The organism is Pseudomonas sp. NPDC086566, from assembly GCF_050280885.1.
Taxonomy (GTDB): Bacteria; Pseudomonadota; Gammaproteobacteria; order Pseudomonadales; family Pseudomonadaceae; genus Aquipseudomonas; species Aquipseudomonas vlassakiae.
Genome location: NZ_JBNNWD010000002.1, coordinates 309,662 through 336,208 on the forward strand (window position 1 = coordinate 309,662; position 26,547 = coordinate 336,208).

General features: G+C 63.9%; 27 protein-coding genes and 1 tRNA gene. 20 read left to right on the plus strand and 8 right to left on the minus strand.

The genetic code is table 11. The features are described from left to right. Window positions 1-20: 20 nt before the first annotated feature. The 4 genes from ACQKPS_RS05655 to rsd all read left to right on the plus strand — a co-directional run bounded on the left by ACQKPS_RS05655 (window position 21) and on the right by rsd (window position 3,785). Window positions 21-1,121, plus strand: coding sequence for a uroporphyrinogen-III C-methyltransferase (locus tag ACQKPS_RS05655; RefSeq protein WP_313200931.1), 1,101 nt, complete (start codon window positions 21-23; stop codon window positions 1,119-1,121). Continuing rightward, the gene (locus ACQKPS_RS05660) at window positions 1,118-2,356 is read left to right on the plus strand and encodes a heme biosynthesis HemY N-terminal domain-containing protein (RefSeq protein WP_254482253.1); all 1,239 of its coding nucleotides are present in this window, start codon (window positions 1,118-1,120) and stop codon (window positions 2,354-2,356) included. Before ACQKPS_RS05655 ends, ACQKPS_RS05660 begins: the two co-directional genes overlap by 4 nt. A 220-nt stretch (window positions 2,357-2,576) precedes the next feature. Next, entirely contained in the window at window positions 2,577-3,083 is a 507-nt protein-coding gene (locus ACQKPS_RS05665) for a disulfide bond formation protein B (RefSeq protein ID WP_313200930.1), read from the plus strand. Between the two features lie 231 nt (window positions 3,084-3,314). Next, window positions 3,315-3,785 carry a sigma D regulator gene (rsd, locus tag ACQKPS_RS05670; RefSeq protein WP_427603106.1) on the plus strand — a complete coding sequence of 157 codons (471 nt, stop codon included), beginning with the start codon at window positions 3,315-3,317 and terminating at the stop codon, window positions 3,783-3,785. A 9-nt stretch (window positions 3,786-3,794) separates the two neighbouring features. Here rsd and ACQKPS_RS05675 read toward each other — a convergent pair whose 3' ends face one another. Beyond that, window positions 3,795-4,460: an FKBP-type peptidyl-prolyl cis-trans isomerase gene (locus tag ACQKPS_RS05675; RefSeq protein WP_254482250.1), complete on the minus strand. Its 666-nt coding sequence runs from the start codon at window positions 4,458-4,460 to the stop codon at window positions 3,795-3,797. Window positions 4,461-4,684: 224 nt separating this feature from the next. Between ACQKPS_RS05675 and ACQKPS_RS05680 the strand changes: the two genes are divergently transcribed. After that, window positions 4,685-5,758, plus strand: a complete 1,074-nt coding sequence (locus ACQKPS_RS05680; protein ID WP_427603108.1) for an AlgP family protein — start codon at window positions 4,685-4,687, stop codon at window positions 5,756-5,758. On the opposite strand, the gene ACQKPS_RS05685 is transcribed toward ACQKPS_RS05680, so the two are convergent. Next, window positions 5,734-6,216, minus strand: a complete 483-nt coding sequence (locus ACQKPS_RS05685; protein WP_254482248.1) for a TIGR02444 family protein — start codon at window positions 6,214-6,216, stop codon at window positions 5,734-5,736. The genes ACQKPS_RS05680 and ACQKPS_RS05685 overlap by 25 nt on opposite strands. 50 nt (window positions 6,217-6,266) lie before the next feature. On the opposite strand from ACQKPS_RS05685, the gene ACQKPS_RS05690 reads away from it, so the two are divergent. From ACQKPS_RS05690 to ACQKPS_RS05710, 5 genes are all read left to right on the plus strand, one after another. After that, on the plus strand, window positions 6,267-8,177 hold the full coding sequence (locus ACQKPS_RS05690; RefSeq protein ID WP_283723582.1) for an ATP-binding cassette domain-containing protein: 1,911 nt from the start codon (window positions 6,267-6,269) through the stop codon (window positions 8,175-8,177). Window positions 8,178-8,328: 151 nt separating this feature from the next. Then, window positions 8,329-8,961 carry a LysE family transporter gene (locus tag ACQKPS_RS05695; RefSeq protein ID WP_427603111.1) on the plus strand — a complete coding sequence of 211 codons (633 nt, stop codon included), beginning with the start codon at window positions 8,329-8,331 and terminating at the stop codon, window positions 8,959-8,961. Window positions 8,962-9,213: 252 nt separating this feature from the next. Continuing rightward, a complete protein-coding gene (locus ACQKPS_RS05700) occupies window positions 9,214-9,672 on the plus strand; it encodes an aminoacyl-tRNA deacylase (protein WP_027916942.1) in 459 nt (152 codons plus the stop codon). Window positions 9,673-9,728: 56 nt separating this feature from the next. Beyond that, complete coding sequence (locus tag ACQKPS_RS05705) at window positions 9,729-9,971, plus strand: DUF2789 domain-containing protein (RefSeq protein WP_054886437.1); 243 nt, start codon at window positions 9,729-9,731, stop codon at window positions 9,969-9,971. A 68-nt stretch (window positions 9,972-10,039) separates the two neighbouring features. Further along, window positions 10,040-10,678 (plus strand): NADH:ubiquinone oxidoreductase subunit N, encoded by a 639-nt coding sequence (locus ACQKPS_RS05710; protein ID WP_254482245.1) that lies wholly within the window; start codon window positions 10,040-10,042, stop codon window positions 10,676-10,678. A gap of 6 nt (window positions 10,679-10,684) precedes the next feature. Here ACQKPS_RS05710 and ACQKPS_RS05715 read toward each other — a convergent pair whose 3' ends face one another. The 3 genes from ACQKPS_RS05715 to ACQKPS_RS05725 all read right to left on the minus strand — a co-directional run bounded on the left by ACQKPS_RS05715 (window position 10,685) and on the right by ACQKPS_RS05725 (window position 13,287). Next, window positions 10,685-11,122: a CBS domain-containing protein gene (locus ACQKPS_RS05715; protein WP_254482244.1), complete on the minus strand. Its 438-nt coding sequence runs from the start codon at window positions 11,120-11,122 to the stop codon at window positions 10,685-10,687. Window positions 11,123-11,326: 204 nt separating this feature from the next. Continuing rightward, a complete protein-coding gene (locus ACQKPS_RS05720; RefSeq protein WP_427603114.1) occupies window positions 11,327-13,054 on the minus strand; it encodes a dipeptidase in 1,728 nt (575 codons plus the stop codon). Window positions 13,055-13,210: 156 nt separating this feature from the next. Next, a tRNA-Arg gene (locus ACQKPS_RS05725) sits at window positions 13,211-13,287 on the minus strand. A gap of 244 nt (window positions 13,288-13,531) precedes the next feature. On the opposite strand from ACQKPS_RS05725, the gene ACQKPS_RS05730 reads away from it, so the two are divergent. From ACQKPS_RS05730 to ACQKPS_RS05765, 8 genes are all read left to right on the plus strand, one after another. After that, window positions 13,532-14,281 (plus strand): GntR family transcriptional regulator, encoded by a 750-nt coding sequence (locus ACQKPS_RS05730; RefSeq protein ID WP_176509164.1) that lies wholly within the window; start codon window positions 13,532-13,534, stop codon window positions 14,279-14,281. Further along, on the plus strand, window positions 14,278-16,002 hold the full coding sequence (locus tag ACQKPS_RS05735; protein WP_254482242.1) for a fumarate reductase/succinate dehydrogenase flavoprotein subunit: 1,725 nt from the start codon (window positions 14,278-14,280) through the stop codon (window positions 16,000-16,002). Before ACQKPS_RS05730 ends, ACQKPS_RS05735 begins: the two co-directional genes overlap by 4 nt. A gap of 38 nt (window positions 16,003-16,040) precedes the next feature. Further along, window positions 16,041-16,286, plus strand: coding sequence for a 4Fe-4S dicluster domain-containing protein (locus tag ACQKPS_RS05740; protein WP_008096634.1), 246 nt, complete (start codon window positions 16,041-16,043; stop codon window positions 16,284-16,286). Between the two features lie 121 nt (window positions 16,287-16,407). Further along, on the plus strand, window positions 16,408-17,814 hold the full coding sequence (locus ACQKPS_RS05745) for an ABC transporter substrate-binding protein (RefSeq protein WP_427603117.1): 1,407 nt from the start codon (window positions 16,408-16,410) through the stop codon (window positions 17,812-17,814). A 15-nt stretch (window positions 17,815-17,829) separates the two neighbouring features. Then, window positions 17,830-18,612: an ABC transporter permease gene (locus ACQKPS_RS05750; protein WP_254482240.1), complete on the plus strand. Its 783-nt coding sequence runs from the start codon at window positions 17,830-17,832 to the stop codon at window positions 18,610-18,612. Further along, complete coding sequence (locus ACQKPS_RS05755) at window positions 18,612-19,463, plus strand: ABC transporter ATP-binding protein (RefSeq protein WP_283723587.1); 852 nt, start codon at window positions 18,612-18,614, stop codon at window positions 19,461-19,463. The genes ACQKPS_RS05750 and ACQKPS_RS05755 overlap by 1 nt, the downstream gene beginning before the upstream one ends. After that, window positions 19,460-20,425, plus strand: coding sequence for a HEAT repeat domain-containing protein (locus ACQKPS_RS05760; RefSeq protein WP_427603120.1), 966 nt, complete (start codon window positions 19,460-19,462; stop codon window positions 20,423-20,425). Before ACQKPS_RS05755 ends, ACQKPS_RS05760 begins: the two co-directional genes overlap by 4 nt. After that, complete coding sequence (locus tag ACQKPS_RS05765; protein WP_427603122.1) at window positions 20,425-20,700, plus strand: DUF971 domain-containing protein; 276 nt, start codon at window positions 20,425-20,427, stop codon at window positions 20,698-20,700. Before ACQKPS_RS05760 ends, ACQKPS_RS05765 begins: the two co-directional genes overlap by 1 nt. A gap of 47 nt (window positions 20,701-20,747) precedes the next feature. Here the strand turns inward: ACQKPS_RS05765 and ACQKPS_RS05770 are convergent, their stop codons facing one another. Together ACQKPS_RS05770 and ACQKPS_RS05775 are read right to left on the minus strand one after the other, a co-directional pair. Continuing rightward, window positions 20,748-21,611: an ABC transporter ATP-binding protein gene (locus ACQKPS_RS05770; protein WP_254482236.1), complete on the minus strand. Its 864-nt coding sequence runs from the start codon at window positions 21,609-21,611 to the stop codon at window positions 20,748-20,750. Next, complete coding sequence (locus tag ACQKPS_RS05775) at window positions 21,608-23,203, minus strand: ABC transporter permease (RefSeq protein WP_283723590.1); 1,596 nt, start codon at window positions 23,201-23,203, stop codon at window positions 21,608-21,610. The genes ACQKPS_RS05770 and ACQKPS_RS05775 overlap by 4 nt, the downstream gene beginning before the upstream one ends. A gap of 297 nt (window positions 23,204-23,500) precedes the next feature. Here ACQKPS_RS05775 and ACQKPS_RS05780 point away from each other — a divergent pair, with 297 nt between their 5' ends. After that, entirely contained in the window at window positions 23,501-24,538 is a 1,038-nt protein-coding gene (locus ACQKPS_RS05780; protein ID WP_254482234.1) for an ABC transporter substrate-binding protein, read from the plus strand. A 37-nt stretch (window positions 24,539-24,575) separates the two neighbouring features. Next, window positions 24,576-25,481 (plus strand): TauD/TfdA dioxygenase family protein, encoded by a 906-nt coding sequence (locus tag ACQKPS_RS05785; RefSeq protein ID WP_186601423.1) that lies wholly within the window; start codon window positions 24,576-24,578, stop codon window positions 25,479-25,481. 133 nt (window positions 25,482-25,614) lie between these two features. Here ACQKPS_RS05785 and ACQKPS_RS05790 read toward each other — a convergent pair whose 3' ends face one another. Beyond that, window positions 25,615-26,529, minus strand: coding sequence for a LysR family transcriptional regulator (locus tag ACQKPS_RS05790; RefSeq protein ID WP_254482232.1), 915 nt, complete (start codon window positions 26,527-26,529; stop codon window positions 25,615-25,617). Window positions 26,530-26,547: the final 18 nt, after the last annotated feature.

A 26,547-nucleotide genomic window follows, 5' to 3' on the forward strand; every position in this document is an offset into this window, starting at 1 on the left:
CCCATGCAAAGGATGGATACGTGAGCGAAACTGTCTTGCCCAACAATGATCAGCCGTCGGCGCAAGCGTCGGCGCAACCCGTCACCGACAAGCCTGTAAAGCGCTCTGGCAGTGGTCTGGCCGTGCTGGCGCTGTTGCTGGGTGCGGCCGGGGTCGCAGTCGGGGGTTGGGGTGTCTGGCAGGTGCGGCAGCTGCAGGGCAGTGAGGTGAGTCAGGGTCAGCACCTTGAAGCCCTCAACCAGCGCGCCGCGGCACTGCAGCAGCGTGAGCAGCAGATCAGTGCACAACTGGCCAGCCTGCCGGCCGCCAGTGAGCTGGAAGACCGTCGCCGCCTGGTGGCGCAATTGCAAGGCGACCAGCAGCGTCTGAGCCAGCGTCTGGAAACCGTACTCGGCGAAAGCCGCAAGGAGTGGCGCCTGGCCGAGGCCGAGCACCTGCTGCGCCTGGCTACCCTGCGCTTGTCGGCGCTGCAGGACATCACCAGCGCCAAGGCCCTGGTCGAAGGGGCCGACGAAATCCTCCGTGAACAGAGCGACCCTGGCGCTTTTGCCGCCCGCGAGCAATTGGCGCGCAGCCTGGCCACGCTCAACAGTACCCAGCAGCCGGACCGCACCGGTCTGTTCCTCAAACTCGCCGCCCAGCGCGAGCTGGTGCAGCAGCTCAGCGCCCAGTCTCCTGAATTTGCCAGCAACGCCGATGCGCTCGGTGCGCTGACGGCCGACGGTGATGGGGCCAGCCGCCTGTCGCAGTGGTGGGCAGAAATCTCCAAGTACTTCCAGATCGACTTCAACGCCGACGACAATGTGCGGCCGTTGCTGGCTGGCCAGCAGCTGAACCAGTTGCGCCTGGCCCTGAGCCTGACCATCGAGCAGGCGCAGTGGGCTGCGCTCAATGGCGAGGCCAAGGTCTATAACCAGGCACTGGATGATGCTCGTAGCGTACTGCTGGCCAACTTCAATGCCGACAACCCGCAAAGCAAGGCGATGCTCGACAGCCTCAACGCCTTGGCTGAGCAGCCCGTCTCGGTAGTGACCCCGGACCTGAGCGAAAGCCTGGCGGCGGTGCAGGCGTACATTCAACGCCGCCATCTGCCAGCCGAGGCTGAAGGGGGCAAGCCATGAAGCGGGTCTACTTGCTGGCCGTACTGGCGATCGTGGTCGCCGCAGCGCTGGGCATCGCGGTGGCCAAGCACAGTGGTTACGTGCTGATCGCCTACGGCGGTTTCCGTTACCAGTCCGGATTGTGGGCGGCGCTCGCGGCATTGGCTGCGGTGGTCGTCTTGCTGTTGCTGCTGCGTTATCTGGTCAGCCTGGTATTGACTTCCACTGGCGTGGTCAATCCATGGTCGCGGCGTAACCGCAGCCGGCGCGTGCGGATCGCCATCGAACAGGGCCAACTGGACTTGGCCGAGGGCCGCTGGGCCAGTGCCCAGCGCCATCTGCATCGTGCTGCCGAGGCAGAGCGCCAGCCGTTGCTGTATTACCTCGGTGCCGCCCGCGCCGCCAACGAACTGGGGCGCAAGGAGGACAGCGACAACCTGCTGGAGCGTGCGCTGGAGCGCCAGCCCCAGGCTGAGCTGGCGATTGCCCTGACCCATGCGCAACTGCAGATGGACCGCGGCGAGCGAGATGCTGCGCTGGAGACCCTGCTCGCCATGCAGGAGCGTCACCCGCATAACACCCAGGTCCTGCGCCTGTTGCAACGCCTGCATCTGGAGCGGGGCGACTGGTCGGCGCTGATCCGCCTGCTGCCGGACCTGCGCAAGAGCAAGGTGTTGCCGGCCGATGAGCTGGCCGCGCTGGAGAAACGCGCCTGGGGCCAAAACCTTGGCCTGGCGAGCACCCGAGGTGAGGATCCGCAGAGCGCCCGTCAGGCCCTTGAGCGCGCCTGGCAGCAGTTGACTGCGGCCCAGCGCCAAGAGCCGCAACTGGTATTGGCCTATGCCGAACAGCTACGCCAGGTGGGTGCCCAGGGCGAAGCCGAGCAGGTGCTGCGCACCGCACTCAAGCGCGAGTACGAAAGCCATCTGGCGCGCCTGTATGGCCTGGTACGGGGTGATGACCCGGCGCGTCAGCTACAGGCCGCCGAAGGCTGGCTGAAGGCCCACCCGGACGATCCGAGCCTGCTGCTCACCCTGGGCCGCCTGAGCCTGCAGAACCGCCTGTGGGGCAAGGCGCGCGACTATCTCGAAAGCAGCCTGCGGATGGAGCGTAATCCGGAAGCCTGCGCCGAGCTTGCGCGCCTGCTCGCCAGCCTGGGCGAAACCGAACGCAGCAATCAGCTGTTCGAGGAAGGCCTTGGCCTGCTTGATGAGCGCCTTCTGGCCTTGCCGTTGCCAGAAGCTGTACGCGCCTGAGCCCTCCATGAGCCCGCGCAACGGCGCGGGCTCATGGGTCGGGTGACCTGTTCTGCGTTACAAGTTGGATCTGCAACTTCTTCTTAGGAATTTTCCTACAGCTTGTATGGACTCTTCCCTTCCAATACAGCGACTTGTCACTCCAGTAGTGCCTTGAAACAAGCCCGGCCTTTCCTCTACCGTTCCAAGCCACTTCAACTTTCCCGGGACCTTTCTTCCCATGCCGATGGCCAGTCTGCGCACGCTTTTCATTCCGGCATGCCTTGCTTCGCTGGCAGTGCTGGGCGCTTCGTTTTATCTCGAAAGTGTCCTTGGGCTGGTGCCTTGCCCGCTGTGCTTCAGCCAGCGGCTGTTGTTGGGGGTCTATGCGCTGGTCTGTCTTAGCGCGGCGCTGCATGCACCCGGTATTACCGGGGTTCGGCTTTATGCACGAACGGCAATGCTGAGCGCGGCCAGCGGCGCGTTGCTCGCGGCGCGGCATGTGTGGTTGCAGGGGGCAGGTGATGCAAGCCACCTGTGCCCGTTGCCGCTCGGGCGCATGTTCGAGCTGTCCTGGCGAGACGCTGTGCGGCAACTGCTGCTCGGCGGTCCCGATTGCCGCTCGCTGACCTGGAGCTTCCTCGACCTGACCCTGCCGGAATGGAGCCTGCTGGCGTTTCTGCTGCTGGCGGCGCTGCCCTTGAGCTGCCTGCTGGCGTATCGTTTCCGCTCACTTGGCAATCCTTGACCTGGCGCATGCCGGTGGCCAATAGCGGACCAATGGTGGCGTATCGGGGTATTAAACACTTGTATGAACTTTGTCCGCTGCGTACCTTGATGCCAAGCACGCGCGGGAATAATCTCCCAGCACGCATACCTAAAACACAACTGCTCGATGCCGTCCTGCTGATGTCACCTTTGTGCTGCACGGTCGTGGTGCGAGGTGCAGCGGCATCTACCCAGAAGGGAAGAGATCGCCATGCTCGATAGTTGTCAGAACGCCCAGGAACGCTGGGGCGGGGTTCACAAGCTGATCGACCGTTGGCTCGCGGAGCGAGAGGAGCTGGTCCAGGCGTTCCGTACCTTGCGGGTCGCCAAGCCGGCGTTTGCCGACAAAGAAAAGAACCGCGACTTCTGCGCGGTGCTGGTCGACTATGTGTCAGCCTGGCACTTCGAAGTGAGTGAGCAGCTGGTCACCGAGGCCAAGGCGTTCGGGGATGAGAAGGCGCTGAAACTGGCCGAAGAGATCAACCCGCGAATCAACGACATTACCCAGATCGCACTGGCCTTCAACGATCATTGCGAGAAGGGTGAGTGCAAGGACACGGCGCGCTTCGCCGAGAAGCTCGGCAAGTTGGGCAGCCTGTTGCACGAACGCTTCGAGCTGGAAGACTGCCTGATCGAAGTGCTGCATAACGCGCACAAGGAAGAGGGTGCGGTCGAAGCCTGAAAGTCGGCGTCAGTCGCCGACCGCCAGCAACTCGATTTCGAATACCAGCGGGGTGTAGGGCGCGATCAGGTCACCTGCGCCCTCGGCACCGTAAGCCCGTGCCGAGGGGATCACCAGGCGCCAGGTCGAACCGGCTTTCATGTGTGGCAGGGCCACCTGCCAGCCGTCGATCACCGAGTCCAGGCTGAACCACTGCGGCTGCTGGTTCTGGTCGAACACCGAACCATCCGGCAGCCTGCCGACATAGCGCACCTGCACCTTGCCGCCGGCTGAGGGTTGCGCACCATTACCCGCTTTCAGTTCACTGTACAGCACGCCTTCGGGTAGTTCGTGCACACCGGCACGAGCCCGTTCGTTGGCCATGAAGCGTGTTTCCACGGCCTGGAGTTTGGTCACCTCGGCTTGTTCGGCGGCGGCACCGGCCTGTTCCTCATGCTGCTGGAGGATGGTCTCCATCCGTGCCTTGTCGAGTTTCAAAGGCTGGCCCTGATAGGACTGGCGCAGGCCTTCTACCAGCGCATCCAGTTGCAGGCCGGGCATTTCCTGACGCAGGCGCTCCCCCAGGCTGGCGCCGAGGCTGTAGGCCAGATCATGATCGGTGACAGGGGCGGTATCGTTGGCGGCGAGGGCGAATGGCGCCATCAGGCACAGGCCAAAAGCAAGATAACGCGGCATGGGTAACTCCAGCTCGATGAGCAAGGAAGTATGCCAGCGTTGTTGCCTCAACATGTGTAAATATCAGCAACGTTTTGTTAAGCAACTACACTTGCACGGAGCTGCAAGATAACAACTTTGCCCAGGCATGCAACGCGGCACCCTCAATACTGTCAACATGCCCTAGCGGCGGTAGCAGCAGAAGCATAGTATGAGCCGCAATCTCGTCAGCCAGGAGGTAAACCATGTCGGCTAAAAAGAAGCCAGTAAGTACGCCGTTACACCTGCTCCAGCAACTTTCGGGCAGCCTGCTCGAACACTTGGAAGAGGCCTGCTCGCAAGCGCTGGCTGATGCGGAGAAATTGCTGGCCAAGTTGGAAAAGCAGCGCGGCAAAGCTCAGGAAAAACTGCATAACGGTCGCCTGAAGTTGCAGGATGCGGCGAAGGCAGGCAAAGCCAAGGCGCAGAACAAGGCGCAAAAGGTGATTGGCGAACTTGAAGAACTGCTCGATTCGCTCAAGGAACGCCAGACCCAGACCCGTACTTACATTCAACACCTCAAGCGTGACGCCCAGGAAAGTCTGAAACTGGCTCAAGGTGTCGGCAAGGTACGCGAGGCTGCAAGCAAGGCACTCGACCAGCGTGCAGTAGCTGCCAAGACTGCGAAACCGGCTGCTGCCAAAGCACCGGCCCGCAGCACCGCCAAGCCAGCGGTCGCCAAGTCCCCGACCAAACCAGCCGCTGCCAAGGCTCCAGCCCGTGCTGCTGCCAAGGCAGCCGCCGCCAAGGCACCTGCACGCGCTGCCAATGCCAAGCCGGTTGCCAGCAAGGCCCCAGCCAAAACCGCTGCCGCCAAACCGGCTGCCAAAGCTGCTGCTGCCAAAACTCCAGCCAAGCCAGCGGCCGCCAAGCCTGCAGCAGCCAAAGCGCCGGCCAGAACCGCGTCCGCCAAGCCAGCCGCCAAACCCGTCGCTGCAAAGTCCACTGCTGCCAAGCCAGCCGCTAAAGCTGCTGCCGCCAAGGCTCCAGCCAAGCCTGCGGCAGCCAAACCTGCAGCAGCCAAAGCGGCCACCAAGCCAGCAGCACCCAAAGCGGCCGCCAAACCCGCAGCCGCCGCCAAACCAGCGGCAGCCAAAGCACCGGCCAAGCCCGCAGCCAAACCTGCAGCGAAGGCCCCGGCAAAACCCGTTGCAGCCAAACCTGCAGAAGCCAAACCGGCTGCACCCGCTGCCAGTGCGCCAGCGACCAACTCGGCCGCTCCCGCTCCCGCCTCGGCATCCACCAACACTCCAGCTCAGGCGCCGTCTTCGGCTTCCTGAAGCGCTGCCGCCACGACGCGCAAGCTAACCAGCGCGTCGTGGCCGCGTGCCTGGGCCGGTGCCAGCCGGTCAAGCCAATCGTCCATGGGCTCTAGCGAGCCTGTGGGCCATTGTTGCGCACAGGCTTGCAGCCTTTGCAGCAACTGTTTCTCCGCTTCCAGCTCCAGCCCCTTCAGCTGCTCACGCAACGCCGCCAGGTGCGCATCGTGCTGTGCAGGCGAACGCCATTGCTGGCGCAGGCGACGTAACGGCGCTACCACATCGTGTTGCCATGGCCCGGCAATCGCACGCAGGGCCTGAGCGCGTTCTTCGCTGCAGGGCACTGCACGCGCCTGCAACCAGGTTGCACACAGCAGCAGGCAGACGTCGCCCCCCATCGCCTGAACATTCAGGCAAGCCGTTTCGACTCCCGGGCGGGCATACAGCGCCAAGGCGTGACTCCACAGGTCGGTGTACATGATTCCACTCACGCTGCGGGCCGAGGAAGCTGGTAGACTCCGCGACCACTATGATCAGACTATCCAACCTCACTTTACAGCGTGGTCCGCAGCGCTTGCTAGAAGGCGCCGAGATGACCCTGCACGCCGGTCACAAGGCCGGCCTGATCGGCGCCAACGGCGCCGGAAAATCCAGCCTGTTCGCCCTGCTGCGCGGCGAACTGTCGCCCGATGCCGGCGATTGCCAGCTGCCCGGCGACTGGCGCATTGCCCACATGCGCCAGGAGGTCGATACCCTCGACCGCCTGGCCGTGGACTATGTGCTCGACGGTGACGCCCGCCTGCGCAAGGTCCAGGCCGAACTGGCCGTTGCCGAGCAGGCCCATGACGGCACTGCCCTGGCGCGCCTGCACAGTGAGCTGGAAGTTGCCGACGGCTACACCGCCGATGCCCGCGCTCGTAAATTGCTGGCGGGCCTGGGCTTCACCAACGAGCAGATGGACCGCCGCGTCGGTGACTTCTCCGGTGGCTGGCGGATGCGCCTGAACCTGGCCCAGGCGCTGATGTGCCCGTCTGACCTGCTGCTGCTCGACGAACCCACCAACCACCTCGATCTCGACGCGATCCTGTGGCTGGAAGACTGGCTCAAGGGTTACCCGGGCACGCTGTTGCTGATTTCCCACGACCGCGATTTCCTCGATGCCGTGGTCGACCATGTGCTGCATGTCGAGCAGCGCAAGCTCAACCTGTACAAGGGTGGTTACACCGCCTTCGAGCGCACCCGTGCCGAGCGCCTGGCCCAGCAGCAGCAGGCCTACGAGAAGCAGCAGGCGCAGCGCGCGCACATGGAGAAGTACATCGCCCGCTTCAAGGCCCAGGCCACCAAGGCCCGCCAGGCACAGAGCCGGATCAAGGCCCTGGAGCGCATGGAAGAGCTGTCGGCGGCGCATGTCGATTCGCCGTTCGACTTCGTCTTCCGCGAATCGCAGAAAATCTCCAGCCCGCTGCTGAGCCTGTCTGAAGGCCGCCTGGGCTATGGCGACAAGGCGATCCTCGACAAGGTCAAGCTGCAGCTGGTGCCCGGTGCACGCATCGGTCTGCTCGGCCCCAACGGCGCCGGCAAGTCCACCCTGATCAAGAACCTCGCGGGTGAACTCGAGCCGCTGTCGGGGCGCCTGGTACGTGGCGAGAACCTCGCCGTCGGCTACTTCGCCCAGCACCAGCTCGACTCGCTGGACGACAAGGCCAGCCCGCTTCTGCATCTGCAGCGCATCGCACCCACCGAGCGCGAGCAGACCCTGCGCGACTTCCTGGGTGGCTTCGACTTCCACGGCGACCGCGTCGACGAGCCGGTGGTGAATTTCTCCGGTGGTGAGAAGGCCCGCCTGGCCCTGGCGCTGATAGCCTGGGAGCGGCCGAACCTGCTGCTGCTCGACGAGCCGACCAACCACCTCGACCTGGAAATGCGCCTGGCGCTGACCATGGCCCTGCAGGAGTTTGCCGGTGCCGTGGTGGTGGTTTCCCACGACCGTCACCTGCTCAAGAGCACCACCGACGATTTCCTGCTGGTGGCAGATGGCAAGGTCGAGACCTTCGATGGCGATCTCGACGACTACAGCCGTTGGCTGGTCGAGTACCGCCAGCGCAGTGCGCCGGCCAGCAGTGCCCCGGTCAACCCGGACAAGACCGACAAGAAGGCCCAGCGCCAGGCCGCGGCAGCCTTGCGCCAGCAGTTGGCACCGCACAAGAAGGCGGCCGACAAGCTGGAGGCCGAGCTCAACCAGGTGCATGCGCAACTGGCCGAGATCGAGACTGCGTTGGGTGACGGTGGGGTTTACGAGGCGGCGCGCAAGGATGAGTTGCGCGATCTGCTGGCACGGCAGAGCAAGTTGAAGCAGCGTGAAGGCGAGCTTGAGGAAGCCTGGATGGAGGCTTTGGAAACGCTGGAGAGCATGCAGGCTGAGCTGGAAGCGCTTTCCTGAAAGGTCTCTATCGCCTGGGCTGGCCTCTTCGCGGATGAATCCGCTCCTACAGGGGCCAGTGCAGGCGATAGCTGCCTGCAGAATTTGCTGGTTATTTTTTCGCCTGAACCTTAGCTTAACGTTTTGCAACAATTGTTGAGCGAGGTGTGAAATGTCGATGGAAGTGTGGCTGGGCTTCTTTGCCGCCTGCTGGGTGATCAGCCTGTCGCCGGGTGCCGGGGCGATTGCCTCGATGTCCAGCGGACTACAGTACGGTTTCTGGCGTGGTTACTGGAACGCCCTGGGCCTGCAACTGGGCCTGGTCATGCAGATCGCCATCATTGCCGCCGGCGTCGGCGCCATCCTCGCCGCATCCGCCACCGCGTTCCAGCTCATCAAGTGGTTCGGCGTCGGCTACCTGGTCTACCTCGCCTACAAGCAATGGCGCGCCCTGCCCATGGACATGACCGACGAATCCGCCGTGCGCCCGATCGGCAAGCCGCTGAGCCTGGTATTTCGCGGCTTCCTGGTCAACGTCAGCAACCCCAAGGCACTGGTGTTCATGCTGGCCGTGCTGCCGCAGTTCATCAACCCTCACGCGCCGTTGCTGCCGCAATACATCGCGATCACCGTGACCATGGTCAGCGTCGACATGCTGGTGATGGCGGGGTACACCGGGCTGGCTTCGCGCGTGTTGCGGCTGCTGCGCACGCCCAAGCAGCAAAAGCGCCTGAACCGTACCTTTGCCGGGCTGTTCATCGGCGCGGCGACTTTCCTCGCCACCCTGCGCCGGGCGCCAATCTGATCGAATCCCGGGGCTGCCCTGCGGCCCCGGTCATTTCTGCTTGTCCACCAGCCCCTTGAGCAAGTCGACCGGCAACGGAAAGACAACACTCCGCCCAGTGCGGAACCTGGGTTCATGAACTCGAACAACAGGCCGTACACCCCGCCTTATCACCTGTCGTCACCTCGTTGACCTCTCTGCTTCAAGTTTAGCCATGCCGGCAGGCCCAAAGGCCTAAAATTGAAAGGTGGGGGGCGAAACCGGAGGTGCATCATGCGTATGGCCAAGACCCTGCAGCAGCGCCTGGACCAGGCCAACTGCGACTACGACATCATTCCCCACCCACATTCGGCCACCAGCCTGGAGTCGGCGCGCACGGCGGGCGTACCTGCCGAGCGGGTAGCCAAGTCGGTCATGCTCGACGACCGCCATGGCAACTACATCATGGCCGTGCTGCCAGCCAATCGGCACATGGACATGAGCAAGGTGCGCATGTCTGGCGCCTGGCAACTGACCCGCGAAAGCGCCTTGCCGATGCTGTTCGGCGACTGCGAAAGGGGCGCCATCCCGGCAATGGGTGACGCCTATCAGATAAAGATGCTGCTTGATTCGAGTCTTACCCGCCAGGGCGATGTCTACCTGGAGGCGGGTGACCACGATCACCTGATCCACATGAGCATGGAGCAGTACCTGAAACTGGTACCGCAAGCCGAAGTACGAGAACTGTGCTGATGACAACCAACCCATGCCGGGCCCATTGCTGGCGGGCCCGGTGCTAAGGAGGCAACATGGAAAAACCGAACCACCACTTCTCGGAAATCTTCAAGCAACTGGGCCTGCCTGATGACCCAGTCGAGATCGAACGCTTCATCACCACGCACTCGCCGTTGGATGACGGCGTGAAACTGGTAGACGCGCCTTTCTGGACGGAAGGGCAGCGGGCGTTTCTCAAGGAAAGCTATACGGCGGACGCTGACTGGATACCTATGATCGACCAGTTGAACGAGGCCCTTCATCCAAAGAAAAAATAAGTGCCGAGCGGCACCTGACGAGTGATCGGCCGTTGCTATGCTCAGGAAAAACAACAGGGGATAGCGTGATGAAAGATCCCTACGCACCAGGTTTCTGGTGCTCCGTGACGATCCTGGGCACCCTGACGGCCGGCTACTTCTACGGCATCCGCCACACCCAGCAGATGAACCAGGCCATACAGTTTCTCTACGCCGCCGCCGCCGTCACTGGCGCGGTGGCGTTGCTTGCCCTGACCTGGATTGCCTGGCAGCAGTTACGCTTGAACAAGCGTGAAGTGATTCAAGGGCGAACGTTGCTCACCATCTGGGACACCAAGGTTGCACTGCGCCGCGTCGAGACGGTGTTCGACCGCTATTTCTGGGGCAGCTACTGGCATTCCGGGCGCACCTTCGAGGAGGTGATGGGCGAGCTCAAGGGGACCCCGCTGGAGCAAAGCCTGGATGCATTGAAGCGCCAGTGCCGGGCGCTCGATCGGGAAATCCACGACCATCATCACCACTGGCTGGCCAATGCCCGCGACCTGTCCAGCGTGGCCACGGCCATGGCCCGCGAGCGGTATCAACTGGATCTGTGCGAGCCGTCGAGCCACGGCCATGGCAATACCGCGGTGCTCAACCGTGACCTGGAAGTGCTGGTATACACTTGGTCGGCGCGGCTGCGCAGCTTCGACCATCAACTGGACGAACTGGAGCGCGCCTACCACTGAGGCCGGCTATTCGCCGCGAATGTAGCCTTCCAGTTGCTTGATCAGGCCGGCCTGCTCGGCGATGGTTTCCTTCACCAGGTCACCGATCGACAGCAGCCCGAGCAGCTTGCCGTCCTCGACGACTGGCAGGTGGCGCAGATGGCGGTCGGTCATCTGTTGCATGCAGTAGTCCAGGCTCTTCTTTGGGTCCACGGTGATTACCGGCGCGCTCATGATCTCGCGCACCGGCGTGGCGGCTGAGGAGCGGCCCTTGAGTACCAGCTTGCGGGCATAGTCCCGTTCACTGACGATGCCCACTACCCGGTCGTTTTCGACGACAGGCAAGGCACCGACGTTTTTCTCCGCCAGCAGTTTCAGGGCGTCGAGCACCGAGTCATCCGGGCCGATGGTGTACACGGTCTGGTGCTGGGTCTTGGTCTTGAGGATTTGGTCGACGGTCTTCATGCGGGCCTCTGCAGGGAAAAATACGAGCTCCTTAGGTAAATAAAGCATCCGCGACGACAGCCTGCACGGCAATGCAGGAAACGGCATCGAGTCGATTGAAAAACGTCATGGGTACTTCCTGTACCGGCCTCTTCGCGGCTAAAGCCGCTCCTACAGGTGGGCGCGAACATCCTGTGGGGCCGCGAAGAGGCCAGTACAGCTGACTCAGAGCTTCGGCATCTGCCCAATCCGCGCGACCATTTCACTCACCACCTGCAGGTCGAGCATGAACTGTTCCACGGTCTTGAACTCGTTGTCGTTGTGCCCGGTGTACTTCACATCCGGCATGGCCAGACCGAACTGCACGCCGTTGGGCAGGTCATGCACCGAAGTGGCGCCGGCCGAGGTGCCGAATTCGTGTTTCATGCCCAGGTTTTCGCTGGCCACATCGAGCAACGCCTTGACCCATTCGCCCTCGGGGTTGCGGAACATCGGCTCGTCGAGGCTGTAGTCGAAGGCCACCGAAGTGTGGCTCTGGCGGGTCCATTTGCCCAGTTTGTCGGCCAGCTGGTCCTTGATCACGGCCAGTGGCTTGCCTTTGGGGATGCGCAGGTTCACGGCCAGCTTGAGGCCCTTGTCGTCCACGCCGACGAAGGTCAGCGAGGTGGTCAGCGGGCCCATGAATGCGTCCTCGAAGCCAATCCCCAGTTTCTTGCCCAGGTAGTCCAGGCCCCAGTTGTCGGCGGCGTAGCGGGCGGCATCGGTGAACTGGTTGTGCTTGAGCGGCACCTGCGGGCCCAGGCCATTGAGGAAGTCGAGCATGCGCGCCACCGGGTTGACGCCGGACTCTGGCTCCGAGGAGTGGGCAGACACACCGGTAACGGTGAGCAGCACGTTCTTGCCGTCGACCTTGGCGGTGATGCTGAAGTCATTGCCATGACGCTTCACATAGTCGGCCCCGGCCCTCTCCAGGTGCTTGGCAAGTTCCGCCGGGTTGTCGGCAACCAGGGTCGCCACCGACGTGGTCGGAATCTGGTTGGTCGCCAGGCCGCCGGTCAGGTTGACGATTTCTGCACCTTTGCCTGTGGCCGGGCGTTTGCTGAAGCGGGCCATGACCGTGCCGTAGCCTTTTTCGGCAATCACCACCGGATAACCGCCATCGAGGGCCAGATTGTAATCGGGGGTAGGGTTGCGCTCGAAGTAGTAGGGGATGGCATCGCCACTGGTTTCTTCGGTGGTGTCGATCAACAGCTTGAACTGCCGGGCCAGTGGCAGGTTTTCGTCCTTGGCCACTTTCAGCGCATACAGCGCAACGATGATGCCGTTCTTGTCATCTTCGGTGCCACGGCCGTACATGCGGTCACCGACGAGGGTGACCTTGAACGGGTCGAGGCGGGTGCCGTCGGCAAGCTTCCAGTTGTCCGGGTTGACCGGCACTACGTCAGCGTGGGCGTGGATGCCCACCACTTCCTTGCCTTCGCCCAGCGAGATCTCGTAGACGCGGTTGTCGACATTGCGGAAGGCCAGGCCGAAGCTCTCGGCCAATGCCTTGATTTTGTCGGCGATCTTCAGGAACTCGGGGTTTTCGTGCTGCGGCACGCCGTCGACGCTGAACGTGGGGATGGCGACCAGCTCGCGCAGGTTTTCTGTAGCGGCCTTGGCGTATTTGATGCGGGTATACAGGCCAAGCAGGCGGTTGATCTCGTTCTGCTGCTCGGCTGCAAGCGGCTTGCCGGCCAGGTAGGCGTCGAGGGTGGCAGCGAGGTTGTCGGCCTTGGCCAGGTCGCTGCCCTGGAGCTTACCGAGGAATTGCTTGAAGTCGGCCGGGTTGCTGCCGTCGAAAGCTTTGACGATGGCGGCAGACTGTTGCTGGGAGAGGTTGGCCTGGGCCGGTTGGGTGAACAGGCCAATGCTGGCCAGCATCAGAGCGGTGGAGAGTTTTTTCAGGTGCATGAGCACGCATTCCTTCGCGAATCATTGTCATGGGATACCCGTCGGGACGGGAAGGGACCCACGCTAACATCAATGACCCATGGCACGGGAGTGCCAGAAACGCGACATGTCGCACAAATGAAAAAGCCCCGGGCATGATCCCAGGGCTTTCTGATATGGCGCACTCGGCGGGATTCGAACCCACGACCCCTGCCTTCGGAGGGCAGTACTCTATCCAGCTGAGCTACGAGTGCAACGCGCACGCATGATACCTATCTGACTCGGCGGCGTCCATCGCCTTGATCTATGGCTGTTTTCTCGCTTGGTCCTTTAGGGCTAAAGCCGCTCTTACAGGTTCTTTAGCCGCGATAGGGCCGGTACAGGCCGCCACAAATCCATCTATCCATATGCAATTTCAGTATTTCCTCAGCGGTTCTTATGTCCTCTATCCTCTGGTCACAACTTGTTATAACAAGTAATCGATCAGCGAAGAGAATCATGGCCGAACTGCTCCCCCTGTCCCCGGTACCGCTCTATACCCAGCTCAAGGAACTGCTGCGCGAGCGCATCCTCGACGGTACTTATCCACCGCACAGTCGCATGCCCTCGGAAAGCGAGCTGGGCAAGGCTTTCGAGGTCAGCCGTATCACCGTGCGCCAGGCGTTGGGTGACCTGCAGAAAGAAGGGTTGATCTTCAAGATCCACGGCAAAGGCACCTTCGTCGCCAAGCCCAAGGCGTTCCAGAACGTCAGCACCCTGCAGGGCCTGGGCGAGTCGATGACGCAAATGGGCTACGAGGTGATCAACCGCCTGCGCAGTTTCCGTCACGTGCCGGCCAATGCGCTGGTCGCCGCGCGGCTGCAGGTCGAGGAAGGCAGCCTGGTCACCGAGATTCGCCGGGTGCGGTTGATCAACCGCGAGCCGGTTTCGCTGGAGCTGACCTGGCTGCCCAAGGCCGTTGGCGAAAAGCTGGAAAAGGCCGACCTGGTCACCCGCGACATCTTCCTGCTGTTGGAAAACGACTGCGGCATTGCGCTGGGCCACGCCGACCTGGCCATTGACGCGGTATTGGCAGACAGCGACCTGACCCAGGCGCTGGAAGTGGAAGAAGGCGCGCCGATCATGCGTATCGAGCGCCTGACCCACGCCGCCGACGGCACGCCGCTGGACTTCGAACACCTGTATTACCGCGGCGATGCCTTCCAGTACCGCCTGCGCATCGACCGTCAGAAGGGGAGCAAGGCATGAGCATCGAGACCCAGGACTACGACATCATCGTCATCGGTGGCGGCACCGCCGGGCCGATGGCGGCGATCAAGGCCAAGGAGCACGACAAGCAGCTGCGCGTGCTGCTGCTGGACAAGGCCAACGTCAAGCGCAGCGGCGCCATCAGCATGGGCATGGACGGCCTGAACAACGCCATCATTCCCGGCCATGCCACGCCCGAGCAGTACACCAAGGAAATCACCGTGGCCAACGACGGCATCGTCAACCAGGCCGCCGTGCATGCCTATGCCACCCACAGCTTCGAAACCATCGAGCAACTCGACCGCTGGGGTGTGAAGTTCGAGAAGGACGAAACTGGCGACTACGCGGTGAAGAAGGTCCACCACATGGGCGCCTATGTGCTGCCCATGCCTGAAGGACACGACATCAAGAAAGTGCTCTATCGCCAGCTCAAGCGCGCCCGGGTCGAGATCAGTAACCGCATGGTTTGCACCCGTGTGCTGCTCGACGCCGAAGGCGCGGCTGCCGGTGTCATGGGTTTTGATTGCCGCACCGGCGAGTTTCGCGTGGTACGGGCCAAGGCGGTGATCCTTGCCTGTGGCGCAGCCGGGCGCCTGGGCCTGCCATCTTCGGGTTACCTGATGGGCACCTACGAGAACCCGACCAATGCCGGCGACGGCTATGCCATGGCCTATCACGCTGGCGCCGAGCTGGCCAACCTCGAGTGTTTCCAGATCAACCCGCTGATCAAGGACTACAACGGCCCCGCCTGCGCCTACGTCACCGGCCCCCTGGGTGGCTACACCGCCAACAGCAAGGGCGAACGCTTCATCGAGTGCGATTACTGGAGCGGGCAGATGATGTGGGAGTTCCACCAGGAACTCGAAGGCGGCAACGGCCCGGTATTCCTCAAGCTCGACCACCTGGCCGAGGAAACCATCCAGAACATCGAAGAGATCCTGCACAGCAACGAGCGCCCCAGCCGCGGCCAGTTCCACGCCGGGCGTGGCACCGACTACCGCCAGCACATGGTCGAGATGCATATCTCCGAGATCGGCTTCTGCTCGGGGCATTCGGCCTCAGGGGTGTGGGTCAACGAGAAGGCCGAGACCAGCGTCAAGGGCCTGTATGCGGCCGGTGACATGGCGGCGGTGCCGCATAACTACATGCTCGGCGCGTTCACCTACGGCTGGTTTGCCGGCGTCAACGCCGCGCAGTACGTGGCCGGGCGGGAGCTGGCTGAGGTTGATGCCGGGCAGGTCGAGCGCGAACGCGCACGGGTGTTCGCGCCACTGCACCGTGAGCATGGCCTGCCGCCGGCGCAGGTCGAGTACAAGCTGCGGCGCATGGTGAACGATTACCTGCAGCCGCCAAAGGTGACCAAGAAGATGGAAATCGGCCTGGCGCGCTTCGCCGAAATCGAACGTGATCTCGAACAGATGAAAGCCAGCAACCCGCATGAGCTGATGCGGGCGATGGAAGTCTCGGTGATCCGCGACTGTGCCGAGATGGCGGCGCGGGCCTCGCTGTTCCGTGAGGAAAGCCGCTGGGGCCTTTACCACCACCGCGTGGACTTCCCCGAGCGCAACGATGGTGAATGGTTCTGCCATTGCCATCTGAAAAAGGGCGAAGACGGTGAAATGACCAGCTTCAAGAAAGCCGTCGAGCCGTACCTGATTGCGCTGGATGCCCAGGAACAGACTGCCTATGACCGGCTGCGGGTGAAAGCCGACGCTGCCTGAATGAAACAGAGGGCCGAAGGCCCCAAGGACCCCGTGAAATGGCCTACCAGCCCCAGGAAATCTTCTTTCGCAGCAGCGCCCCGGTCACCATCGACGAAGACAAGTGCATCGCCGAAAAGGGCTGCACCGTCTGTGTCGAGGTCTGCCCCATGGACCTGCTGGCGATCAACCCGGCCACGCAAAAGGCTTACATGGCATTCGACGAGTGCTGGTACTGCATGCCTTGCGAGAAAGACTGCCCCACCGGTGCGGTCAAGGTCGACATCCCGTACCTGCTGCGCTGACTCATCTGCGCCATCCGGGGAGCCACCGGACGCGCCCTCCTGCAATGCCCCTCGTTTCCCACCCCCAAGCCGGGCGGCGGAGACGATTCCAGCACTCAAAACGATTCGAGGGGAAACATCCATGCGCCTTGTAGCAACCGTGGCCGGCCTCGCGCTGGCGCTCACCGGCCTGAACGCCAGCGCCGAAACCATCCGCATCGCCATCGGCACCCAGGACACCACCATCAACTGTGCCACTGGCGGCCTGCTGATTCGCGAACTGGGCCTGCTCGACAAGTACCTGCCGCACGATGGCAAGTACAAGGACGCCCACTACCAGGTTGAGTGGAAGAACTTCACCAGCGGTGCACCGCTGACCAACGAGATGGTCGCCGGCAAGCTCGACTTCGGCGCCATGGCCGATTTCCCCGGTTCGTTCAACGGCGTCGCGCACCTGGATGCCGGCAAGCGCAGCCTGTTCATCAGTGTGCTGTCGGGCAGTGTGCATGGCAGCGGCAACGGCATCGTCGTGCCGGCGGCATCCAAGGTGCAATCGCTGGCAGAGCTCAAGGGCAAGACCATCTCCGTGCCGTTTGCCTCCACCGCCCACGGCATGTTGCTGCGCGCCATCGCAGCCCAGGGCTGGGACCCGCAGAACGACGTGCGGATCATCGCCCAGGCGCCGGAGATCGCCGGTTCCGCCCTGCGCAGCAACCGCATCGAAGCTCACGCCGACTTCGTGCCGTTCGCCGAGCTGTTCCCCAACCGCGGCTTTGCCCGCAAGATCTTCGATGGTGCCCAGGCCAACGCGCCGACATTCCATGGCGCCCTGGTCGATGCCGACTATGCGAAAAAGTACCCGGAAGTGGTCACCGCCTACCTGCGCGCCAGCCTCGAAGCGGACCGCCTGATCGCGGCCGAACCGGAAAAGTACAGCGAGCTGATCGAAAAGGTCACCGGCATCGAGGCCGAGGTCAATTACCTGTTCCACGGCCCGCTTGGCCTGCAGACCCGAGACCTGACCTGGAAGCCTGAATACCGCCAGGCAGTGGCGACCTCGATCGACACGCTCAAGCTGCTGAAGAAGACCGACCGCGGCCTCGACACCGACCAGTTCATCGACGACCAGTACATCCGCGCAGCCTTCAAGCAGGACGGCCTGGATTACGACAAGGCGCTGAAGAACTACGCGCCGCTGCCACTCAAGGCCAACGACGCGCTCACGGGCAAGCCGATCACCGACTTCAGCCGCCTGGCGCAGATCTGGGTGCGCGGTGAAGCCAAGGTTCGCCACTACGCCTCGCCGGAAGCCGCCCTCGGCGCGCTGGCTCAGCTGGAACAGGACGGCAAGGACATCCGCGCCATCTACGCCCAGGCTGCCGACAGCGGCATCAAGCTGTTGGCCAACCAGGCCTGGTTCGTGCGCAATGCCAAGGGCGAACTGGCCGCCTTCCTGCTCAAGGACCAGGCCGAGCAGTACGCCAAGGCCCATGGCGGCGAAGCGCTGGACTTCGTCAGTGCCAACCAGAAGCTGGTCGCCCAGCGCTGACCGGGAGGCATCGAGATGACCCGCGACCTCAAGCGCTGGCCCGTGCGCCTGGTTTCGCTGCTGGCCTGCCTGTTGTTCTGGCAGGCGGCGGCCAGCGTCAAGCTGGACCTTGGCCTGCTGACCTTCACCTATGTCCCCACGCCGCAGGCGGTGCTGAGTGCGGCTTGGCAGTTGCTGATCTCCAGCACCCTGCTGGCGCACCTGGGCAGCAGCCTGTCGCGGGTGTTTGCCGGTTATGCCGCCGCTGCGCTGCTGGGTGTGAGCCTGGGGCTGCTGATCGGCCGCTCGAAATGGGCAGAGGACACCTTGCTGCCGCCGCTCGAAGTGCTGCGGCCAATTCCGGCGGTGGCGTGGATCCCGCTGGCAATCCTGATGTTCCCGTCGTCGGAGCTGTCGATGGTGTTCATCACCTTCACCGGCGCGCTGTTTCCGATCCTGCTCAACACCGTGCATGGCGCGGAGGCCGTCGACCCGCGCCTGGTGGCTTCGGCGCGCAGCCTCGGTGCCGGGCGTTGGGCGATCCTGCGCGAGGTGGTATTGCCTGGCGCGTTGCCGAGCATCGTCACCGGCCTTGCCATCGGCATGGGCACCTCGTGGTTCTGCCTGGTCACTGCCGAGATGATCGCCGGTCAGTTCGGCATCGGCTATTACACCTGGGAGTCGTATACCCTGCAGAACTACCCGGACATCATCGTCGGCATGCTGCTGATCGGCGTACTGGGCATGGGCAGTAGCTCGCTGGTCAAGCACCTGGGTGCACTGGCCACGCCTTGGTACCGCACACGGAGGGCTGCCTGATGAACACCTATCAACAGGCGCCGGGGCGGATCGAGGGGCAGGGCCTGTCGATCCGCCTGGGGCAGGGCGGTGAGGCCTTCGAGGCGGTTCAGCGCCTCGACTTCGCTGTGGAGCCAGGGGAGTTCGTCTGCATCCTCGGGCCTTCCGGCTGCGGGAAGTCGACGTTGCTCGGTGCCCTGGCCGGGCATCTGGTGCCCAGCAGCGGCCAGCTGAGCGTGGATGGCCAAGCCATCATCGGGCCCTCGCCGCAGCGCGGCATGGTATTCCAGCACCATACCTTGCTGCCATGGCGCAGCGTGCTCGACAACGTCGCCTTCGGCTTGAAGATGCAAGGCCTGGGCAAGTCCGAACGCCGGCAGCAGGCATACGACATGCTGCAGCTGGTGGGCCTGGCGGACTTCGCCCAGCGCTGGCCCAGCCAGTTGTCCGGCGGCATGCAGCAGCGTGCCGAGATCGCCCGAGTGCTGATCAACCGCCCGCGGCTGCTGCTGATGGACGAGCCATTCGGCGCGCTGGACGCGCAAACCCGGTCGCGCATGCAGGAACTGCTGCTGGATATCTGGGCGCGCATTCGCACCACCGTGGTGTTCGTCACCCACGATATCGACGAAGCCTTGTTCCTGGCCGATCGGCTGCTGGTGATGAGCCCACGCCCCGGTCGCTTCATCGAGGACCTGCGCCTGGACTTTGCACGCCCGCGCCGCGCCGGCCTGCTGACCAGCCCCGAATTCACTCACCTGAAACGCCATTGCCTGGCCTTGTTGCGCCATGAAGAAGGCCGCGAACTGCCGCGCCTGACGCCGCTCGGCCTGCCGGCCACTGAACACCCACCGTTGAGGATTGCGCTATGACGGAACGAAGCACCGACAACCCCGAGATTCTAGACCTGCTGCCACGCCTCGAAGCCGACGACGCGGGTGTGCGACGCATTGCCTTGATCGAGCTGGCCGACCTGGAAGACCCCGATGCCTTGCCGTGGCTGACCGATGCGCTGCTGGTCGACGGTGCCGACGAAGTGCGTGCCGAGGCGGCGCAGCTGCTGGAAGCCTGGGAAGAACCGGAAGTGGTACAGGCACTGTGCGCGGCGTTGGCCGATGGCGCCGAAGCGGTTCGCCTGGCTGCCGCGCAGAGCCTCAGCGAGTTGAAGACCCCGGAAGCCGGGCAACTGATTTTGCCGTGGGCCACCCATGCCGATGCCTTTGTCCGCGCCAGTGCCTTGCGCGCCCTGCGCGAGCTGCGCCTGGAAGACGCTGCCAAGCCTGCGTTGCGGGCACTGGAGGACCAGGATGCGCTGGTGCGCCGCGAAGCGGTGGGGATTCTCGGTTGGCTCAAGCACGAGCCCGCGCTGCCTGCCTTGGCGAGACTGGCCGAGCATGAGCCCGACACCGAGGTACGTCGCGCAGCGATTGGCGCTTTGGGGCTTGCCCGTGACCTCGTCGTGTTGCCGGCGCTGGTGGGCGCCTTGCGCGATCCCGCCTGGCAAGTACGCGAAGAAGCCGCGACGACGTTGGGCAAGGTCGGCCATGCCCAGGCGGGCCCGGCACTGGTAGCGGCGCTGGACGATGGCTTCTGGCAAGTGCGCTTGCGCGCTGCCCGCTCACTGGGCCGCCTGCGTCACACCGAGGCGCTGGATACCTTGGCCGCCCTGCTGGGCCATGCCATCGCCAACCTGCGCAAGGAGGCCGCGCTGGCGCTCGGCGAACTGGGCCAGGCCCGCGCCCTGCCGGCATTGCAGGCGGCTGAGTCGGACAGCGATCCAGAAGTGCGCAAGGCCGTACGCATTGCCTTGGCGCAGCTGCGCGGGGCTGCGTGATGAACAGCCCCAGCGCAATCCGCAATCAACGCGAGGCGGGGCTGCTGAGCGTGCAGTGGACGGACGCCGAGCAGGTCATCAGCCACGCACGCTTGCGCGGTGCCTGCCCGTGCTCGCAATGCCGTGCCGCACGCCTGCGCGGCGCCATTGGCGTGGTGCAGGACGATGTGCGCGTGGTGCGCATCGAGCCGCAGGGTTACGGTGTGCAACTGGTGTTCAGTGATGGTCATGAACGCGGCATTTATCCCTGGGCGTACCTGCATGCCCTGCGCTAGGCGGGTGATGTCCAGGCCGAGCGCTGCTTGCTCGCAGCGCACCGCACCTACAGGGCAATCAGTTCGGGACGCAACCCTTCCACCCGGCGCGCTGGCGGCGGCAGGTAGCCCCCGTCACCCGTGATCTGATGCAGAACCTGCTCGCGCAATGCATGCAGGGCCACACCGGTACGCAGGCGCGGGTGTGGCAGGTCGATTTCCACCACCGACTTGATCCGCCCAGGGCGCGGCTCCAGCACCACCACCCGGTCGGCAAGGTAGGTGGCTTCCTCGGCATCGTGGGTCACCAGCAAGGTGGTGATGCCGGCGCGTTCGCGGATGGCCAGCAATTCGTCCTGCAGCTGCTGACGGGTCAGCGCGTCGAGCGCGCCGAACGGTTCGTCGAGCAACAGGATGCGCGGGCTGGCCACCAGGCCGCGGGCAATCGCCACGCGCTGGGCCATGCCACCCGACAGCTGGTGCGGGTAGGCCGACTCGAAACCCACCAGGCCCACCAGTTGCACGAATTCGTGCACACGGCGGGCCCGCTCGCCCTGGGTCAGGTGTTCGTTGACCAGGCCCAGGCCGATGTTCTGCTCTACCGTCAACCACGGGAACAGGCGATGTTCCTGGAACACGATGCCGCGCTCGCCGCCGATGCCGCTGACCGCTTGGCCATCGATGCGGATGCTGCCGCTGTAGTCGGTGTCCAGCCCGACCAGCAGGCGCAACAGGGTCGACTTGCCGCAGCCCGAGGCGCCGACGATGGCGATGAACTCGCCTTCGTTGATGGCCAGGTTGAAGTTGCGGATGGCCTCGAACGGCTGGCCATCGACGCTGAAGACCTTGCCGACGCCTTCGAAGCTGACCAGCGGCGGCGTGGTGTCGGCCTGATTGGCCGCGTGCAGGTGTGAAGCATTGAAGGCGTTCATGCGGTTCTCCAGCGCGTGGCGCGCGATTCGAGGCGTTGGCCGAGGGTGCCGAGCAGGGCGCCGACCAGGCCGATCAGGACCATCGCGGCCATCACCTGGTCCATGCGGAACAATTGCTGCGCGCCGATCATCAGGCTGGCGATGCCACCGTCCGAGGGCATGAAGTACTCGGCACCGATGGTGCCCAGCCAGGCGTAGATCAAGGACAGGCGCAAGCCGGCGAATATCGCCGGGGCGGCGCCGGGCAGCACCAGCAGGCGCAGGCGCTGCCACAGGTTCAGGCGCAGTGTGCGGGCCGCTTCGCCCAGTTGTGGCGAGAGGCTGGCGATGCCGCGCTGGGTGGCGATCAACAGCGGGAAGAATGCCGCCAGGCCGACGAACACGTGCTTGGCCCCTTCGCCGAGGCCGAACCAGGCCGTGAGCAAGGGTACCCAGGCAAACAGCGCCACTTGCCGCAGGGCCGACAGGCTTGGCCCGAACAGGCGTTCGGCCTTGGGCGACAGCCCCAGCAGCAACCCGCTCAGCAAGCCCGCGCCGCCACCCAGGAGCAGGCCGGTCAGGGTGCGCTGCAGGCTCAGCAGCATGGCTTCAGGCAGCGAGCCGTCGGCCAGGCCGCTGAACAGGGCGCGCAGCACATCCAGCGGGGAAGCGAGGATGTTCGGGTCGATCCAGCCCAGGCTGTTGCTCGCCTGCCACAGCGCGAGCAATGCCGCTGGCAGCAGCAGGCTTTGCCAACCCCGTGGAATGGGCCCGCGCTGTTGTTCGCCGGTGGCTGGTTGAGGCCAGAACAGCAGGCGCCTTTCCAGTGTCGAGAAGCCGCGCTCCAGCAGTGCGCCGACCAGGCCGATCACCAGGATGCACAACAGCACCAGATCGAGCATGAACAGCTGCCTGCCCCAGACCATCAGGTAGCCGATGCCCTCGCTGGAGGCCAGCAGCTCCACGGCGAGCAACGAGGTCCAGCCGGTCGCCAGGGCCAGACGCACCCCAGTGAGAAAGGCCGGCAGGGCCGCTGGCAGCAACAGGCGCAGGAACAACAAGTGACGCGGCAGGCGCAGCGCGGCGGCGGCTTCGCGCAGCTTCGGCTGGGCGTCGCGCACGCCGACCAGCGTGTGCAGGGTGACCGGCACCACGACGGCTTTCACCAACACCACCAGCTTGAGCAGTTCGCCGATACCGAAGAACAACATGAACAGCGGGATCCAGGCCAGGGTAGGGATTTGCGCCAAGGCCACGAAGGTTGGCAGTACCCAGGTCTGCGCATGGCGGGAGGTGCCCAGCCATGTGCCGAGCAGCAAGCCACAGCCGACACCCGTCAACAGCCCCCAGAACAGCCGCTGCAGACTTATCCACAAGTGCCCCCAAAGCTCACCGGAGCCAAACTCCAGCGCGCTTTGCCACACCAGCGAAGGCGCCGGCAGGATCTGCTCGCTCATCCAGTGTTGCCGGCTCGCCACTACCCACAGCAGCGCAATCAACACCGGCACTGCCCATGGCAAGACGCGGCCTTTGTGGGAGCGGCCTTGCGTCGCGATTGGGTCGCGCAGCGGCCCCCGAAGCCAGCCCCGCCCTCTGCTCAGAACTCCATTCATCGGCCATCTCTCGAAGCGTTCCAATGTTATTCACTTATGGAATTAAAAAATCACACAAGCAATACTCAAGAGATAAGAGCATGCAAACCATGCATGCGGAACCCCCTCGACGTTGCGTTTTCCTCATATTTTCCATGCGTTTCCCGCAAGCCACCCCGCGCCCCGCATGAATGCTCATTTATGTCTTTCAGTTACTAAAAAATGAAGTTTTGATCTTTGTAGGTTCTAACAAGACCTGCCTAGCTTCTGGCCAACGCGCCGGCCATCGCCGGTGGCAGCCTGCCAAGGAGCCTTGCCATGAAAACCCCGCTTCGCCACCTGATCACCGCACTCGGCCTGGCCTTTACCCTGGGCGCCCACGCAGCCGAGCCGGCCAGGCCGGAAAGCATCCGCATCGCGGTGCCCGACCTCAGCGCCGGCAGCAAGCACAGTGCGGGCGGTGTGGTCGACGTACTGCGCGACCAGCAACTGCTGGAAAAGGAATTTGCCAAAGACGGCATCCGCATCGACTGGCACTTCTTCAAGGGCGCTGGCCCCGTGGTCAACGAAGCCTTGGCCAATGGCCAGGCCGACTTCGCCTACCTGGGCGACCTGGCGGCGATCGTCGGCAAGGCCAACGGCCTGGACACCCGCGTGCTGTCAGCCGGGGTGCGTGGGGTGAAGAGCTATCTTGGCGTGGTGCCGGGGTCCGGCATCAAGACCCTGCACGACCTCAAGGGCAAGCGCGTGGCGGTGTTCCGCGGCACCGCCAACCAGTTGTCGTTCGCCAGCGCGCTGGCCAGCCAGGGGTTGTCCGAGCGCGACCTGAAAGTGATCAACCTCGACTTCAATGCCGCCAACGCTGCGCTGGCTGCAAAACAGATCGATGCCACCTGGGGGCTTTCCAACCTGTTGTCGCTGCGTGAGCGCGGGCTGGTCGAGCTGCCCGTCAACTCCCGCGACCTGGCAGGCGCCGGCAGCACCCAGGCGGTGCTGCTTGGCACGGGCGATTTCATTCGCAAATACCCCGAGCTGGTGCAGCGCCTGGTCAACGCCCAGGAGCAGGCCAGCAACTGGCTGCGCGACGAGCATAACCGCGAGGCTTACGTCGAGCTGGTCGCGAGCAACGCCAACTGGCCACGCAGCATCCTCAGCGATGACCTGGCCAACGAAGACCTGGCCCATTACTTCGATCCTCGCCTGGACGCCGATTTCATTGCCCAGTTGCAGCAGGGCGTCGACCTGGCCGCCCGCGAGCGCCTGATCCGCCGTGGCTTCCAGGTTTCAGAGTGGGTCGAACCGCGTTTCCTCGATGCCGCACTGCAATCCCAACAGGCCGTGCAGGCCGCCCGCTGAACCCCAAAAACCGACCATGACCGCAAGGACCACGACCATGAGCAATGCCGCACTAGCCTCTGCGCCACACGCCCTCGAACTCGACATCCAACCGGTTGCCGGCCGCATCGGCGCCGAAATCCGTGGGGTGAAGCTGTCCGCCGACCTCGATGCCGCTACCGTCGATGCCATCCAGGCTGCGCTGGTGAAGCACAAGGTGATTTTCTTCCGTGGCCAGACCCACCTGGACGACCAGGCCCAGGAAGGCTTCGCCAAGCTGCTCGGCGAGCCGGTCGCCCACCCCACCGTGCCAGTGGTGGACGGCACCAGCTACCTGTTGCAACTGGACGGCGCCGAAGGCCAGCGGGCCAACTCCTGGCACACCGACGTGACCTTCGTCGAGGCCTACCCCAAGGCCTCGATCCTGCGCAGCGTGGTGGCGCCGGCTTCCGGCGGCGACACCGTCTGGGCCAACACGGCCGCGGCCTATCAGGAGTTGCCAGAGCCGCTGCGTGAGCTGGCGGACAAGCTGTGGGCGGTGCACAGCAACGAATATGACTATGCGAGCGTCAAGCCTGATGTCGACCCGGCGAAGCTTGAGCGTTATCGCAAGGTATTCACCTCGACCGTCTACGAGACCGAGCACCCGGTGGTGCGGGTGCACCCCATCAGTGGTGAACGGGCGTTGCAACTGGGCCATTTCGTCAAGCGCATCAAAGGTTATTCACTGGCTGACTCGCAGCACCTGTTTGCGCTGTTGCAGGGGCATGTGACGCGGCTGGAGAACACCGTGCGCTGGCGCTGGCAGGCGGGCGATGTGGCGATCTGGGATAACCGCGCCACGCAGCATTATGCGGTGGATGATTACGGCACCCAGCCGCGCGTGGTGCGGCGGGTGACATTGGCCGGTGAAGTGCCGGTGGGGGTAGATGGACAGTTGAGCCGGACAACCCGCAAGGGGTAGGTCTGTAGAGGAACCCTGTGGGAGCGGGCATGTCGAGGCGTCGAACCGCCGCGAAGCAGGCGCCGCGATTGATGGCACCGGCTCTGCCGGTGTTCGCGGGCTCGCCCGCTCCCACAGAGACCGATGTCAGCCCTTAGATTTCGCTATCACAGGCGATCAACTGCCTGACCAACCCCTGAGCCAGCGGCGACAAGCCATACCCCACCCGGCTCACTATCCCATAGCGGGTGTAAAACGCCTCTTCCTGCTCCGGTAACAGGTCCACCAGTTTCAACGCCACCAGTCCCCCCTCCCTGTGGTAGGGCCGCAAGTTGGCATTGCAGGCAATGCCAATGGTGTCCGATTGCAGCACCACGTTCAGCAGCGCGTACCCATGCTCGCATTCCACCGTTGGCAGAAAGTCCTGGCGGCCGCTCAGGTCGCTGAGGATCTTGCGGATGTTCGGCGGCCGGAAAGTGGTGGCTAGCGGGTAACCGAATACGTCCCGCGCGCGCACTTCATTCTGCTCGGTCAGCGGGTGCCCGGCCCGGCAGCAAAAGTGCCAGCGCTGCGGTGCCAGCTTGTGCACGCGGTAATCCGGGTCGGACTCGAACTGACGCGTATCGGCAACGAAGAATTCGATCTCCTCGGCGATCAGCTTGCGGTTCAGCGCCTGCCAGTTATCCACATGGAAGCAGGTGCGCGCTGCCGGGTACTCGGCCACGAAGCGCGCCACTGCCTTTGGCACCAGGCCGCCAGCCGGTGCCGGGCCGGAGCCGAAGCGCACCACGCCGGTGGTGGCGCCGTTGAACTGGTGGATCTCGTTGACCAGGTTATGCGCGCCATGCACCAGCCGCCGCGAATGCTCCAGCACCAGCAAGCCCTGTCGCGTGGGTGAAAGCTCCTTGCTGGCACGGTCGACCAGACGACAGCCGATGTTGTGCTCCAGGGTCTGGATGCTGCGGCTGAAGGCCGATTGCGACAGATTCACCGCAGCCGCCGCGGCGACGAAACTGCGGTGCTCGACAAGGGCGATGAAGTGGCGGAGCTGGCGTAGGTCGATATGCATTTTCTACATGGAAACTTT

Bases quoted from the DNA above. Each gene is read 5' to 3' on its own strand.
- ACQKPS_RS05700 (WP_027916942.1), top strand. From the start codon at position 9,214: ATGCGTATGGCCAAGACCCTGCAGCAGCGCCTGGACCAGGCCAACTGC.
- ACQKPS_RS05680 (WP_427603108.1), top strand. From the start codon at position 4,685: ATGTCGGCTAAAAAGAAGCCAGTAAGTACGCCGTTACACCTGCTCCAG.
- ACQKPS_RS05790 (WP_254482232.1), bottom strand. From the start codon at position 26,529: ATGCATATCGACCTACGCCAGCTCCGCCACTTCATCGCCCTTGTCGAG.
- ACQKPS_RS05745 (WP_427603117.1), top strand. From the start codon at position 16,408: ATGCGCCTTGTAGCAACCGTGGCCGGCCTCGCGCTGGCGCTCACCGGC.
- ACQKPS_RS05665 (WP_313200930.1), top strand. From the start codon at position 2,577: ATGCCGATGGCCAGTCTGCGCACGCTTTTCATTCCGGCATGCCTTGCT.
- rsd (WP_427603106.1), top strand. From the start codon at position 3,315: ATGCTCGATAGTTGTCAGAACGCCCAGGAACGCTGGGGCGGGGTTCAC.
- ACQKPS_RS05740 (WP_008096634.1), top strand. From the start codon at position 16,041: ATGGCCTACCAGCCCCAGGAAATCTTCTTTCGCAGCAGCGCCCCGGTC.
- ACQKPS_RS05755 (WP_283723587.1), top strand. From the start codon at position 18,612: ATGAACACCTATCAACAGGCGCCGGGGCGGATCGAGGGGCAGGGCCTG.
- ACQKPS_RS05715 (WP_254482244.1), bottom strand. From the start codon at position 11,122: ATGAAGACCGTCGACCAAATCCTCAAGACCAAGACCCAGCACCAGACC.
- ACQKPS_RS05785 (WP_186601423.1), top strand. From the start codon at position 24,576: ATGAGCAATGCCGCACTAGCCTCTGCGCCACACGCCCTCGAACTCGAC.
- ACQKPS_RS05730 (WP_176509164.1), top strand. From the start codon at position 13,532: ATGGCCGAACTGCTCCCCCTGTCCCCGGTACCGCTCTATACCCAGCTC.
- ACQKPS_RS05735 (WP_254482242.1), top strand. From the start codon at position 14,278: ATGAGCATCGAGACCCAGGACTACGACATCATCGTCATCGGTGGCGGC.
- ACQKPS_RS05675 (WP_254482250.1), bottom strand. From the start codon at position 4,460: ATGCCGCGTTATCTTGCTTTTGGCCTGTGCCTGATGGCGCCATTCGCC.
- ACQKPS_RS05710 (WP_254482245.1), top strand. From the start codon at position 10,040: ATGAAAGATCCCTACGCACCAGGTTTCTGGTGCTCCGTGACGATCCTG.
- ACQKPS_RS05775 (WP_283723590.1), bottom strand. From the start codon at position 23,203: ATGAATGGAGTTCTGAGCAGAGGGCGGGGCTGGCTTCGGGGGCCGCTG.
- ACQKPS_RS05695 (WP_427603111.1), top strand. From the start codon at position 8,329: ATGTCGATGGAAGTGTGGCTGGGCTTCTTTGCCGCCTGCTGGGTGATC.
- ACQKPS_RS05660 (WP_254482253.1), top strand. From the start codon at position 1,118: ATGAAGCGGGTCTACTTGCTGGCCGTACTGGCGATCGTGGTCGCCGCA.
- ACQKPS_RS05705 (WP_054886437.1), top strand. From the start codon at position 9,729: ATGGAAAAACCGAACCACCACTTCTCGGAAATCTTCAAGCAACTGGGC.
- ACQKPS_RS05750 (WP_254482240.1), top strand. From the start codon at position 17,830: ATGACCCGCGACCTCAAGCGCTGGCCCGTGCGCCTGGTTTCGCTGCTG.
- ACQKPS_RS05690 (WP_283723582.1), top strand. From the start codon at position 6,267: ATGATCAGACTATCCAACCTCACTTTACAGCGTGGTCCGCAGCGCTTG.
- ACQKPS_RS05685 (WP_254482248.1), bottom strand. From the start codon at position 6,216: ATGTACACCGACCTGTGGAGTCACGCCTTGGCGCTGTATGCCCGCCCG.
- ACQKPS_RS05760 (WP_427603120.1), top strand. From the start codon at position 19,460: ATGACGGAACGAAGCACCGACAACCCCGAGATTCTAGACCTGCTGCCA.
- ACQKPS_RS05765 (WP_427603122.1), top strand. From the start codon at position 20,425: ATGAACAGCCCCAGCGCAATCCGCAATCAACGCGAGGCGGGGCTGCTG.
- ACQKPS_RS05780 (WP_254482234.1), top strand. From the start codon at position 23,501: ATGAAAACCCCGCTTCGCCACCTGATCACCGCACTCGGCCTGGCCTTT.
- ACQKPS_RS05770 (WP_254482236.1), bottom strand. From the start codon at position 21,611: ATGAACGCCTTCAATGCTTCACACCTGCACGCGGCCAATCAGGCCGAC.
- ACQKPS_RS05720 (WP_427603114.1), bottom strand. From the start codon at position 13,054: ATGCACCTGAAAAAACTCTCCACCGCTCTGATGCTGGCCAGCATTGGC.